Consider the following 12695-nt stretch of genomic DNA (forward strand, 5'->3'; position numbering starts at 1 on the left):
GGAGAGCGGCCCGCATCCCGTGAGCCGCAAGTGAACGTTTAGTATTGATAATGATTATCAATATCAAGTTTGGCTGTCAACCCGCGGCGCAGTGTGGTCAAAGGGGGCGGACAGATGGCCGACGCGGAACAGCTGGCCGTTTTGCGGCCCTACCTGCGGCGGTTCACGCCATAAATCCAGCCGCACTAACCGCCACTCGGCGGGGTCGAACGCCACGATGGAGGCCAGCGCGCCGGGCGCCGCCTGCTGTTGCCGACGCAATGCAGGCAGATCGCTGTAGGGGATGATGGCCTGTTCCTGGCAGGTTGCCCAGGCGGCCTCGGCCAGATGAGGGCGATCGAAATGCGTCAGCCACGGCAGCCAATGATTGACGCGCGGCCAGCCGAACGCCTGGCTGAGGCCTCTGAAACCTTCGCCGGCCAGGAAATCGTTCATGCCGGCGCTGCTGTTCCACAGGTAGAAGGGAGCGTAGAGATTTTCGGCGCTGCCTTCGCTGCGCTGCGCGTACAGATAGGCTTTGACGATCAGCTGCGGGCAGGCGTCGAGCCGATGGCCGAAATCGGCGATGCGGCGGCGGACGATCGCCATGTCGTAATCGGCGGGCAGGGTGAAACGGTATTGCATCGCGAGCATAAGGATTCTCCGCAAAGACATTGACCGGGAGAGCGTGACACGCCATCTTTATCAGTAAAATCGGTATTATTTTGATTGATGGTTCAGAAAATCAGGATGGTCAGCATGGGGCGAATCACGTTCGATCTCGAGGATTTGCGCAGCTTCGTCACCGGCGTCGAGCTGGGCAGCTTCGCCAAGGCGGCGGAACGGCTGGGGCGTTCGACGTCGGCGGTCAGCGCTCACCTGAAAAAGCTGGAGCAGCAGGTTGGCGCGCCGATCCTGCGCAAGGCCGGACGCGGCATGGTGATGACCGAGGCGGGGGAAACCCTGCTCGGTTACGCGCGCCGTCTGCTGGAGCTCAATGACGAAGCCGCCGCCGCGGTGCGCGGGTTGGATCTGCAGGGCACGGTGCGGCTGGGGCTGCAGGAGGATTTCGGCGAGACGTTTCTGCCGCAGGTGTTGGGCAGCTTTGCGCGTGCCAATCCGAAGGTGCGCATCGAGGCGCGCATCGCCCGCAATGCCGAACTGATCGACTGGGTGCTGAAAGGCCAGCTGGATCTGTCGCTGGCGTGGGACGGCGGTTTGAGCACGCCGTTTCATCAGGCGCTGGGGCAGCGGCAGTTGCACTGGATCGCGTCGCCCGGCTTCGCGCTGGCGCCGTGGCGAGAAGGGGATGAGCCGTTGCCGTTGGTGATGTTCGACGCACCCTGTCTGATGCGCAGCGCGGCGACGCAGGCGCTGGATCGCGCCGGCATTCCCTGGCGCATCGCCTTTACCAGCCGCAGCCTGAACGGCGTTTGGGCGGCGGTGAGCGCCGGGTTGGGCGTCACGGTGCGCACGGCGGCGGGTTTGCCGCCCGGCCTGTCACCGTTGGCGCCCGAACTGCTGCCCGTTCTCGGCCAGCTCGGCGTGGTGCTGCACCGCGCCGAGGATCAGCCCTCGGCGGCCGTGCAGCGGCTGGCGCAGATCGTGGTCGAGCGGATCGAAACCTAATCTTTGGCGATGGGCTGTTTGCCGCTCAGTTGGCCCCATTCGCTCCAGGCGCCGTCATACAGCTTGACCTGCGGGGCGCCGAGCGACAGCAGGCCGAACGCCAGCACCGCCGCCGTCACGCCGGAGCCGCAGCTGGTGATGATCGGGCCGTTGATATCCACGCCCTTGTCGCTGAAGGTTTGGCGCAGCGCCTCCAGCGATTTGAAGCGGCCGTTTTCCAGCAGCTCGCCGTACGGAATGTTGATGCTGCCGGGAATGTGGCCGCGGTGCAGGCCGGGGCGCGGCTCCGGCGCTTCGGCATAAAAGCGCGGCGCGGCGCGCGCGTCGAGAATTTGCACCGGCGTGCCTAACGCCTGTTCCACTTGCCGCATATCCACCACCGCGTCGGCGTTGAACCGGGCGTTGAACGCCTGCGGTTCAGGCTGCGCCGGGCCGGTTGCCAGCGCCTGGCCCTGCGCCGTCCAGCCGTTCAGCCCTTCGTCCAGTACGTAAACATGCTGGGCGCCGAAATTGCGGAAGGTCCACCAGCCGCGCGGCGCGGAGAACTGGTTACCCTCATCGTAAATCACCAGGGTATCGCGCTCGCTGATGCCCAGCTTGCCCACCGCCGCGCCAAACTCCGCCGCCGTCGGCAACATGTGCGGCAGCGCGGTATTTTTGTCCGCCACTTCGTCGATGTCGAAATAGACCGCGCCGGGGATATGGCCGCGTTCGAACTCGGCAAGCATGTCCTTTTTCGGCGTTAGCCCCACCGGCGACATCCGGACGTCGATCACCACCAGATTTTCATCGTTGATATGTTGCGCAAGCCATTGAGGGGTCACCAGAAACGGAGAGTTCATCGTTATTGTTCGCCTGTTGTGAAAACGGATTTTCACTATACACCAGGCCGCGCGGGGATGAAGTATGATGTTCAGTCAAAGGCAATGGGCAGGGAGCGGAAAAATCATGACGGACGAGGCGTTTGGCGGGGCCAAGATCGCGCTGCTGTGCGATGGTTTCCTGCTGGTTTACCAACGGGACGATAAACCGGGCATTCCGTGGCCCGGCCTGTGGGATCTGCCCGGCGGCGGGCGGGAAAACGGCGAAACGCCGCTGCAGTGCGTGCAGCGGGAGACGCAGGAAGAGTTCGGCGTGGCGATCGCCGAACGTCAGGTTGTCTGGCGGCGGCGCTACGACGGCATTTTGCCCGGCTATCCGCCGACCTGGTTCATGGCCGGGATGATCACTCCGGCGCAGATCGCCGCCATACGTTTCGGCGACGAGGGGCAGTGTTGGCGGATGATGCCGGCGGAGCAGTTTATTCACCATCCGCAGGGTATCGAACACCTGCGCCGCCGGGTGGCGGAGTATTGGCGGCAGGGCGGTTAACCCCGTTGTTCAGGATGCCGCCAGCCGGTTGATCTGCGCCGGTTCGATGATGCGCAGCGCGCTTTCCCGTCGCGCCACCGCCAGCATCGCCCGCCCGATTCGTTCGGTGCTGCTTACCCGGGCGGGAAACAGCCGCAATGCGCCGAGCCACAGCGGCTTGAACAGCCGATAGGCCAGATCGTAGAGGCGGGTTTTGGAGCGAATGCCGTGCAGCGGCACAATGGCGCCGGGACGGAACATCACCGCGTGGAACGGCAGCGCCAGCAGCGCGTTTTCGGTGGCGCCCTTGACCCTGGCCCACATGCTGCGGCCACGCTCGCTGCTGTCGGTGCCGAGGCCGGAGACGTAGACGAAGACCATCGACGGATTCAGCGTCGCCAACGGGCGGGCGGCGGCCAGCGTCAGATCGTAAGTCACCGCGCGATATTCAGCTTCACTCAGGCCGGAGGACGAAATCCCCAGGCAGAAGAAGCAGGCGTCGTAGCCCGCGAGCTGCGGCTCCAGCGCCGACAGATCACGCAGATCGGGCACAGAAAGCTGGCGCAGTTTGGCGTGGCTCTGGGCCAACGGGCTTCGGCCGATGCTGAGCACTTCGCTGACGCGCGGATCGTGCAGGCATTCCCGCAGCGCCCCCTGGCCCACCATGCCGCTGGCGCCGAAAATAATCACTTTCATGCTCTGTTCTCCCACTGGCCGGCGGCGCGCTGCGTGCGCCAGCGGCTGGGCGTCAGCGTTTCCCACTGAATAAAGGCGCGGCTGAACGAATTCAGCTCTTCGAATCCCAGCACAAAGGCGATTTCGCCCGGTTCAAGGTCGGTTTCCGCCAACAGCCGGCAGGCGGTGCGGTGGCGGGTTTTGTCCAACAATTGCTGGTAGCTGTAGCCGTGCTGTTGCAAGCGGCGCTGCAGCGTGCGCGGGCTGAGATAGAGTTCAGCGGCCACGCTGTTGACGCTGGGGCGCTGGCCGCGCATGCTGCGGCTGAGGATCGCCATCACCTGCGTGGGCAGATCGTGCGCCGACTGAGATTTGGCCAGCTCCGCCTCCAGCCCCGGCAGCAGCACCGCCAGCATGGCCTGGTTGTAGGTGACGAAGGGTTGACGCATCAACGCGCGATCGAACACCAGCACGTCCAGCGGGGCGTTGAATGTCACCGGGCAGCCGAAATAGCGCGCCAGCGGCGAGGCGTCGTCCGCTCGCCGGGTCAATTCGATCGCCTGCGGCTGCAGGGGCAAACCGGTGCCGCGCCGACACAGGGCCGTGATGGCGGCGAACATGGCGTCGATCAGCAGCGCCGGCGCGTGGCCCTCGCTCATGATCCAGCGGGTGTGCAGGCGCATGCTGTCGCCGTCTTCTTCCAGCATCAGCTCTTCCGGGCAAACCAGTCGTTTATAGCGCGCCACCTTTTGCAACGCTTCGCCCAGCGTGGCGGAATGCAACGCGGCGACCAACGCAATGTCATAGTGTTCCGGCGGGACCTCGCCGCCCAGGCGCAGGCCGAAGGCGGGATCGTCAGTCAGCTGCGGCAGACTGCGCCAAAGAGAGAAGAATTGTTGCGTGGTGAGTTTAATCTTGTCGCGCCGCGCGCCGAACAGGCCGGCAGGTAGCCCGGCCAATCGGCCGAGCTGCTCGATATCGACGCCCTGCGCCGCCAGGTGTACCGCCAGTGCGCCGGAAACCGGAATTTGATCGCTGCTCAATGCGGGCTCCTTAGGGTTTTCCCGTCACCACCGCCGCCATCGCGGCGTGATCCGGCGAGCTGTCGTCGTGGTCGGTGCTCAGGCTGAGAGTGCGAAACGCGGCGTCCTCCGCCTGGCGTTCTGCCAACACCTGCGCCGCCATATGCACTGCGTCGCTGCCGAGCAGCAGGCGTAGCGGAGGGGCTTCCAGCGCCGCCAGCTGCAGGATCGCCTGCGCCGCCTTGGCCGGATCGCCGGTTTGGCTGCCGTTATGCTGCTGCAGGAAGGCCAGCATTGGCCCCAGCGTCGGCTGATAGGCTTCGCCGATCGGCGCAATGGTCATTGAAGAACCGGCCCAGTCGGTGCGGAAGCCGCCGGGTTCGACCATCGTCACCTTGACGCCGAAGGGGGCCATCTCTTTGGCCAATGATTCGGAGAACCCTTCGACCGCCCACTTGGCGGTATGGTAGGCGCTGAGGCCGGCAATGCCGAGGCGAGCGCCGATGGTGGCGATCTGGATGATATGGCCGCTGCCCTGCCGGCGTAATATCGGCAGCGCCGCGCGGGTGACGTTGAACACGCCGAAGAAGTTGGTTTCGAGCTGCGCGCGAAAATCGGCTTCATCGGCTTCCTCCACCGGCGCGATATTGCCGTAGCCGGCGTCGGTGACGTCGAGCGCGATCGTGGCGACCCGATCGCCGTAGCGTTCCACCAGCGGCTGCAGCTGTTGCGGCTGACGGGCGGTGGCGACCAGACGGTGCCCGGCGGCCAACACCGCCTGCGCCAGCTGTTGGCCCAGGCCGCGGGAACTGCCGGTGATTAACCATACCTGTGACTGAGACATCATGACCTTCCTGATTGCGAGTGGGTGTGATGCCACTTTAGAGCGCCGGGCAGCGCAGCGATAATCCGATCGCGTCAAGATTTAATCCGATTGCGCCAAACTGTCGGCCGGCATCAGCCGCTGGATGGTGGCGCCGACCTTCTGCACTGCCAGCTCGATCTCTGTCGTCAGCGTCGGCGCATAGTTGATGCGCAGGCAGTTGCGGTACTTGCCGGCGGCGGAAAAGATGCTGCCGACGGCGATTTGTATGCCTTGCTGTTCAAGATGGCGGTTCAGCCGCAGGGTGTCGAACGCTTCGTCCAGTTCGATCCACAGCATAAAACCGCCGCGCGGCCGGCTGACGCGGGTGCCGGCCGGGAAGTGTTTCAGGATAAGATCGGTCATGCGGTCGCGGTTCTGCTGGTAGCGTGCGCGCATGCGCCGCAGGTGCTGCAGGTAATGCCCGCCGCGGATAAATTCGGCGATCGCCAGCTGCGGCTGGGTGGCGGTGGCGCCGGAGCCGATGAACTTCATGTGCAGCACCCGTTCCAGGTAGCGGCCGGGCGCGATCCAGCCCACGCGCAGCCCCGGCGCCAGCGTTTTGGAAAACGAGCTGCACAGCAGCACGCGGCCGTCGTCGTCGAATGACTTGATGGTGCGCGGCCGCGGGTAGTGATAGGCGATGTCGCCGTAGACATCGTCTTCGATGATCGCCGCGTCGTGACGCTGCGCCAGCGTCAGCAGCCGCTGTTTGTGGGCGTCGGGCATGATGTAGCCCAGCGGATTATTGCAGTTGGGCGTCAGCAGGATAGCCTTGACCGGCCACTGTTCCAGCGCCATCTCCAGCGCCGCCAGGCTGACGCCGGTGAGCGGATCGGTGGGGATTTCCAGCGCCTTGATGCCCAGCCCCTTCAGCGTCTGCATGGTGCCGTGGAAGCAGGGCGAATCGACCGCCACGATGTCGCCGGGTTGGCAAACGGCGCGCAGCCCGGCGGAGATTGCTTCCTGACAACCGGTGGTGATCAGCAGCTGATCGGGGCCGATTTGGCAGCCGGAGTCCAGCAGCAGACGGGCGACCTGTTCGCGCAGCGCGGCCACGCCCTGAATGCTGTCGTAATACAGGCTGCGTAGGTCGCCGTGGCGGGCGGCGTTGCGCAGGGCGACGATCAGCGGTTTCATCGTCGGTTCGGCGATATCCGGCATGCCGCGCCCCAGCTGGATCAGGCCTTCGCGCGGCCGGCTGCGCACCAGTTCCAGCACCTGCTCCCATTGCGAAATGTCCACCGGCCGCTGCACCGGCGCCGTCATGGCGGGCAGCTCGGCCTGCGCGCGCCGCGTATGCACGAAGTAGCCCGACTTCGGCCGCGCTTCCACCAGGCGCTGTTCCTCGAGCAACCGGTAGGCTTGCTGCACTGTGCTGATGCTGACGCCGTGCTCCTGGCTCAACGCGCGCACCGAAGGCAGGCGATGGCCGGCCGGATACAACCCTTGCTGAATGCGTTGGCTGAGAATGGCGGCCAGCGTGGCGTAGCGTGTCATACAGAGGCCTCTCATCGGGGGGCAGGATTAAAAAAAACCGGTACAGATACGTTCAAAATAAACCATTCAGCGGGTTTTTTGGCGCAGCTGTATGAAAAAAATAGCGCCAGCGTGAATCTGTATTGTTTTTTGCCTGGCGCGCATCATCACTACCAGGCGAAAACATCAGGGGGGATAATAAGATGGCTCTGTTTGATGGCATGACGATGTGGCGACGGGTAGGCTGGTCACGCTGGCGTTGGTATTTGTTGCGTCGCAGAACGCGCAGAGAGTTACTGCTGCTGAACGACAGGCAGCTGGCGGATATCGGCCTGACGCGGGCGGAGGCCTGGAGGGAAGGGTATAAACCGTTCTGGAGAGAATAAGGAAAGTCAATGCTGAAATTATTGGGTAAAGCCTCATCGATCAACGTGCGCAAGGTGTTATGGACCTGTCAGGAGTTGGGGCTGACGCTGGAACGGGAGGACTGGGGCAGCGGTTATCGCTCCACGCAGGAGCCGGCGTTTTTGGCGCTGAATCCCAACGGCCTGGTGCCGGTGCTGATCGACGGCGAGCGGGTGCTGTGGGAGTCGAATACCATTTGCCGCTATCTGGCGGGGCGGGAAGGGCGGCAAGATCTGCTGCCGCAGGCACCCGGCGCGCGCGCGGCGGTGGAGATGTGGATGGACTGGCAGGCCACCGATCTGAACGGCGCCTGGCGCTACGTGTTTATGTCGCGGGTGCGTGGGCATGCGGATTATCAGGATGCCGCCAGCCTGGCAGCCGCCGAGCGCGAATGGAACCGGCTGATGGGCTTGTTGGACGCACATCTGGCGCAGCACGGCCCTTATGCCGCCGGCGCCGCCTTCACGCTGGCGGACGTGGTGCTGGGGCTGTCGCTGAACCGCTGGCTGATGACGCCGTTCGAGCGGCCGCATTATGCGGCGCTGGCGGCCTATCAGCAGCGCCTGTTGCAACGCCCTGGCTACGTGCAGCACGGTGCTAACGGTTTACCGTGATATGAAATAAACGGTTCATTTCATCTTGTCCGGATACGCCCCGCCGTGTCCGGACTTTCCTCATTACATCATCCCGTCAACGTTTCATGAACGGCATCACGAATATGAACTTTATTTTCCTGTGTGCTTGTTATTGAAATTTATATTCCATATAAACCCGTTATCAACCGGCGTGTTTCATTGAGCGACGCCTGGTTCTACGCAGAATTTTGGTCACGGGAGAAAATGATGAAACAGGTACGCGTTGGGTTAATCGGCACCGGTTATATCGGGCGTTGTCACGCTATCGCCTATGCGCAGGCCGCCACGGTCTTTCCTCTGAAAGGGGACCTGGTGCTGGAGATGCTGGCGGAAGTGACGCCCGAGCTGGCAGCGCAGCGCGCGGCCGAATTCGGCTTTGCGCGCTCGACCGGCGACTGGCGGCAGCTGGTGGCCGATCCGGCGATCGATGTGGTGGACATCTGCGCCCCCAACTTTTTGCATAAAGAGATGGCGCTGGCGGCGATCCGCCACGGCAAGCACGTGTATTCGGAAAAGCCGCTGGCGCTGGACGCCGCCGACGCGGCGGAGATGGTGCAGGCCGCGCGCGCCAAGGGGGTGAAAACGCTGGTCGGTTTTAACTACATGAAAAACCCCACCAGCCAACTGGCGCGCGAAATTATCGCCAACGGCGAAATCGGCGAGGTGGTGCATTTTTACGGCACCCACAATGAGGATTATCTGGCCGATCCGCGCACGCCGATCGACTGGCACTGCCGCCGTGCCAGCGCCGGGTTAGGCGCGCTCGGGGATCTGGCGGCGCACATCGTCAATATGGCGCACTACCTGGTGGGCGATATCGTGGCGGTTTCCGGCGATATGCAGACCGTGATCAAACAGCGCCCGGATCCGCAGGACCCGACGCGCCTGCACCCGGTGGAAAACGAAGATCAGGCCAGTGCGTTGCTGCGTTTCGCCGGCGGCGCGATGGGCACTATCGAAACGTCGCGCATTGCCTGCGGGCGCAAGATGGGGCTGACCTATGTGGTTACCGGCACCAAAGGCACACTGAGTTATACCCAGGAACGGATGGCGGAGCTGAAGCTGTATCGGCACGATGAACCGGCGGAGCGGCAGGGGTTCAAGACGTTGCTGGTGGGGCCGAAGCACCCGGACTATGCGGCGTTTTGCATCAGCGCCGGGCACGGCATCGGCTTTAACGATCAGAAGACGGTGGAGATCCGCGATCTAGTCAACGGCATCGCCGCGGGCGATCGCATGTGGCCGGACTTTGAAGAGGGCTGGAAGGTGTCGTGCGTGCTGGATGCGATAGCCGCCTCCGCCGAACAGCGGCGCTGGCTGGAGATCAACCGCGATTGAAAATGAAATGGCGCTCTCCCGTGGACAGCGCCATTAATTTATTACGTTGCCAGCTCAATAGCTTATTAAGTTAACTTTATAATAAGTTATTGGCTTGATAACTTAGAACGAGAAACACGAACAGCCGAACGCGCCCCAGAAGGCATTCTCGTCCGACACCGGGATGCTGGAGCGGCGCGCGATGTCATGCTGGTGTGCATGCACGCCGCACGGGCCGCAACATTGATGCGCCTGGCTCACTACCCCGACGCGGGCCGCCGCCGACGGCGGTGCGGAGCGGTAATGGCCCGGCACCTGGGTGACCGGCGACCACTCCGGCAGCACCGGCAGCGGCGGCGGCGCCAGCGGCGAGAAGCTGCCGGCGGCGTAGACCACTTTGCCGTCCACCACCGTCATCACCGACTCGATGCCTTTGATCTGCTCTTCCGGCACGCTGAAATAGTCCTGCGACAGCACCGCCAAATCCGCCAGCTGGCCGACCTTGATCTGGCCTTTCTTGCCCTGCTCGGTGGAGAACCAGGCGCTGCCCTGCGTCCACAGCATCAGCGCCGTTTCGCGATCCAGCCGCGCGCTGTCGTCGTACATCGCCATGCCGCCGACGGTGCGGCCGGAAACCAGCCAGTACAGCGCCGTCCACGGGTTGTAGCTGGCGACGCGGGTGGCGTCGGTGCCCAGCCCGACCGGCAGCTCGGCCGCCAGCATTTTCGCCACCGGCGGCGTATGTTTGGTGGCTTCGATGCCGTAACGGTCGGCGAAATACTCCCCCTGGAACGCCATGCGGTGCTGCACCGCAATGCCGCCGCCCAGCGCCTTGACGCGCTCGATATTGCGCTCGGTAATGGTTTCGGCGTGGTCGAACAGCCAGTGCAGCCCGTTGAACGGAATGTCGCGGTTCACCTTCTCGAACACGTCCAGCATGCGGCTGATGGATTCGTCATAGGTGGCGTGCAGGCGGAACGGCCAGCGGTGCTCGACCAGATGGCGCACCACCCGCTCCAGTTCGTCTTCGGTGCCCGGCGGCAGATCCGGGCGCGGCTGCAGGAAGTCTTCGAAGTCGGCGGCGGAAAACACCAGCATCTCGCCGGCGCCGTTGTGGCGATAGAAGTCGGTGCCCTGGCCCGGTTTGAGCATATCGGTCCACAGCTCGAAGTCTTCCAGCTCCTGTTTAGGCCGCTGGGTGAACAGGTTATAGGCGATGCGGATGGTCAGCTGCTTTTTCTCGTGCAGCTCGGCGATCACCTGATAATCTTCCGGGTAGTTCTGGAAGCCGCCGCCGGCGTCGATGGCGCTGGTGAGACCGAGGCGGTTCAGCTCACGCATGAACTGGCGGGTGGAGTTGACCTGCTGCTCCAGCGGCAGCTTCGGCCCTTTCGCCAGCGTGGCGTACAGGATCATGGCGTTGGGTTTGGCGATCAGCATGCCGGTCGGGTTGCCGTTGGCGTCGCGCTGGATCTCGCCGCCCGGCGGGTTCGGCGTGTCTTTGGTGTAGCCGACCACCTTCAACGCCGCGCGGTTGAGCAGCGCGCGATCGTAGAGATGCAGAATAAATACCGGCGTGTCCGGCGCCGCCTGGTTGATTTCGTCCAGCGTCGGCATGCGGCGCTCGGCGAACTGGAATTCGGTCCAGCCGCCGACCACCCGCACCCATTGCGGGCTCGGGGTGCGCAGCGCCTGTTCTTTCAACATGCGCAGCGCGTCGGCCAGCGAGGGCACGCCTTCCCAGCGCAGCTCCAGGTTATAGTTCAGGCCGCCGCGGATCAGGTGCAGGTGCGAGTCGTTCAGGCCCGGAATGGCGGTGTGGCCGTGCAGATCGATCACCTGGGTTTCCGGCCCGGCGTGCTGCATGACTTCGCTTTCGCTGCCGACCGCCAGAAACTTGCCGTCGCGGATGGCGACCGCTTGCGCGGTGGGGTGTTGGCGATCGACGGTGTGAAACTTGCCGTTGGTGATGATCAATGAAGCGTGGTGGTTCATAACATTCTCCCGGCGAACCGCCTAGCGGCGGGTCAGCCATTGATGAAAAACGCGAGTCACGATGGGCATCCACAGGTACACCACCAGGGCGACCACGGTGGCGTCATTGAGAAAATGGCCGAGCAGCGAGCCGTCCAGCTGCGGCAGCACCCGTCCCCAAAACCAGGGCACCAGATTGGTGGATGGAAAGATCACCAGCAGGGTGATGATGAATTGCTTCCACTGGGGCGGCTGGCGCACGCTGGGGTTGGGCGGGGTAAACCAGAACTCTGCGCCGGGGCGGATCTCGATATGGTCGTTCTCCAGCAACAGCGGAGTGACTTCTTCGATGTATTGCTTGCGCTGCGGCGAGTTGAGCCAGCGGTAGAGATTGTCGAGATTGTCGAAGCGGACCAGCACCGTATAGGCCTGTTCGTCGCCGGAAGGGCGAATCACGTTGACGCCTAAATGGCCGGTGAAGCCCGCGGCGTCGGGCATGATGCGGTTCAGCCAGGCCTCATAGGCCTGTTCGTTCCCCGGCGCCAAACGGTGGGTGATCACCAGCGTGACATGCTGCGGATGGGCCATAAAACCGACTCCTGAAAATACCCCGGCGCGAGGCCGGGGCAAGGGGAATTATTTCACCGTGCGGGCCGGTGCGTGGTGCACCATGGTGTAAGCGTAGTCGACGCCCATGCCGTACGCGCCGCTGTGTTCGCGCACCAGCGCCATCACCGCGTCGTAGGTATCTTTGCGCGCCCAGTCGCGTTGGTACTCCAGCAGCACCTGCTGCCAGGTCACCGGTACGGCGCCGGCCTGCACCATGCGGTCGATCGAACGTTCGTGCGCATCGACGGAGGTGCCGCCGGAGGTGTCGGTCACCACATACACTTCATAGCCGGCTTCCAGCGCCATCAGCGCCGGGAAGGTCAGGCACACCTCGGTCCACAGCGCGGAGATCACCAGCTTTTTACGGCCGGTGGCTTCCACGGCTTTAACGAAGGCCGCGTCTTCCCAGGAGTTCATCGAGGTGCGTTCAATCGGGGTGATTTCAGGGTGTACCGCCAGCAGTTCCGGCCAGATATAGCCGCTGAAGCTTTCGGTTTCGACCGAGGTGAAAAGGGTGGGAACGTTGAAAATCTTGCCTGCCTTCGCCAAACCAACAACGTTGTTTTTCAGTTGCTGACGATCAATATTAGCCACGCCGAAGGCCATTTGTGGTTGATGATCGATAAAAATCAGTGCGGAATTGTCTTTATCAAGCAGTTGAAACTTGGACATAATTTACCTTCCCAGTGATATTTCGGTTGAACATCTGATGAGTGTAACGCCGATAAAACCCATGGTAGGCAGAGGGCGATTTCAAAG

14 protein-coding genes are annotated in these 12695 nt (G+C 63.2%); 5 read left to right on the forward strand and 9 right to left on the reverse strand.

The annotated features are described in order from the left end of the window. Window positions 1–63: 63 nt before the first annotated feature. Window positions 64–633, reverse strand: a complete 570-nt coding sequence (locus tag AC2CGI_RS08000; protein WP_015377108.1) for a DUF4865 family protein — start codon at window positions 631–633, stop codon at window positions 64–66. Between the two features lie 105 nt (window positions 634–738). Between AC2CGI_RS08000 and AC2CGI_RS08005 the strand changes: the two genes are divergently transcribed. Continuing rightward, complete coding sequence (locus AC2CGI_RS08005) at window positions 739–1608, forward strand: LysR substrate-binding domain-containing protein (protein WP_015377109.1); 870 nt, start codon at window positions 739–741, stop codon at window positions 1606–1608. Here AC2CGI_RS08005 and sseA read toward each other — a convergent pair. After that, window positions 1605–2450, reverse strand: a complete 846-nt coding sequence (sseA, locus tag AC2CGI_RS08010; RefSeq protein ID WP_015377110.1) for a 3-mercaptopyruvate sulfurtransferase — start codon at window positions 2448–2450, stop codon at window positions 1605–1607. The genes AC2CGI_RS08005 and sseA overlap by 4 nt on opposite strands. Window positions 2451–2556: 106 nt before the next feature. Here sseA and AC2CGI_RS08015 point away from each other — a divergent pair, with 106 nt between their 5' ends. Further along, entirely contained in the window at window positions 2557–2979 is a 423-nt protein-coding gene (locus tag AC2CGI_RS08015; RefSeq protein ID WP_076740440.1) for an NUDIX hydrolase, read from the forward strand. Window positions 2980–2988: 9 nt separating this feature from the next. On the opposite strand, the gene AC2CGI_RS08020 is transcribed toward AC2CGI_RS08015, so the two are convergent. From AC2CGI_RS08020 to AC2CGI_RS08035, 4 genes are all read right to left on the reverse strand, one after another. Beyond that, a complete protein-coding gene (locus AC2CGI_RS08020; RefSeq protein WP_044031670.1) occupies window positions 2989–3654 on the reverse strand; it encodes a Rossmann-fold NAD(P)-binding domain-containing protein in 666 nt (221 codons plus the stop codon). Further along, window positions 3651–4676, reverse strand: a complete 1026-nt coding sequence (locus AC2CGI_RS08025) for an AraC family transcriptional regulator (RefSeq protein ID WP_076740439.1) — start codon at window positions 4674–4676, stop codon at window positions 3651–3653. The genes AC2CGI_RS08020 and AC2CGI_RS08025 overlap by 4 nt, the downstream gene beginning before the upstream one ends. A 10-nt stretch (window positions 4677–4686) precedes the next feature. Further along, window positions 4687–5502 (reverse strand): SDR family NAD(P)-dependent oxidoreductase, encoded by an 816-nt coding sequence (locus tag AC2CGI_RS08030; RefSeq protein WP_242517205.1) that lies wholly within the window; start codon window positions 5500–5502, stop codon window positions 4687–4689. 78 nt (window positions 5503–5580) lie between these two features. Continuing rightward, window positions 5581–7017: an aminotransferase-like domain-containing protein gene (locus tag AC2CGI_RS08035; RefSeq protein WP_076740438.1), complete on the reverse strand. Its 1437-nt coding sequence runs from the start codon at window positions 7015–7017 to the stop codon at window positions 5581–5583. A 182-nt stretch (window positions 7018–7199) separates the two neighbouring features. Between AC2CGI_RS08035 and AC2CGI_RS08040 the strand changes: the two genes are divergently transcribed. From AC2CGI_RS08040 to AC2CGI_RS08050, 3 genes are all read left to right on the forward strand, one after another. After that, the gene (locus tag AC2CGI_RS08040; RefSeq protein ID WP_004939404.1) at window positions 7200–7382 is read left to right on the forward strand and encodes a DUF1127 domain-containing protein; all 183 of its coding nucleotides are present in this window, start codon (window positions 7200–7202) and stop codon (window positions 7380–7382) included. 9 nt (window positions 7383–7391) lie between these two features. Beyond that, window positions 7392–8015 carry a glutathione S-transferase family protein gene (locus AC2CGI_RS08045; RefSeq protein WP_004939402.1) on the forward strand — a complete coding sequence of 208 codons (624 nt, stop codon included), beginning with the start codon at window positions 7392–7394 and terminating at the stop codon, window positions 8013–8015. Window positions 8016–8243: 228 nt separating this feature from the next. Then, complete coding sequence (locus AC2CGI_RS08050) at window positions 8244–9374, forward strand: Gfo/Idh/MocA family protein (protein ID WP_015377116.1); 1131 nt, start codon at window positions 8244–8246, stop codon at window positions 9372–9374. Window positions 9375–9476: 102 nt separating this feature from the next. Here the strand turns inward: AC2CGI_RS08050 and AC2CGI_RS08055 are convergent, their stop codons facing one another. The 3 genes from AC2CGI_RS08055 to AC2CGI_RS08065 are packed head-to-tail and all read right to left on the reverse strand — an operon-like array spanning window position 9477 to window position 12608. Then, entirely contained in the window at window positions 9477–11348 is a 1872-nt protein-coding gene (locus tag AC2CGI_RS08055) for an amidohydrolase (protein ID WP_015377117.1), read from the reverse strand. A 21-nt stretch (window positions 11349–11369) separates the two neighbouring features. Further along, on the reverse strand, window positions 11370–11915 hold the full coding sequence (locus AC2CGI_RS08060; RefSeq protein ID WP_004939393.1) for an antibiotic biosynthesis monooxygenase: 546 nt from the start codon (window positions 11913–11915) through the stop codon (window positions 11370–11372). Between the two features lie 48 nt (window positions 11916–11963). Beyond that, window positions 11964–12608, reverse strand: a complete 645-nt coding sequence (locus AC2CGI_RS08065) for a hydrolase (protein WP_004939390.1) — start codon at window positions 12606–12608, stop codon at window positions 11964–11966. Window positions 12609–12695: the final 87 nt, after the last annotated feature.

This window comes from Serratia sp. LSHTC3 (assembly GCF_057197125.1).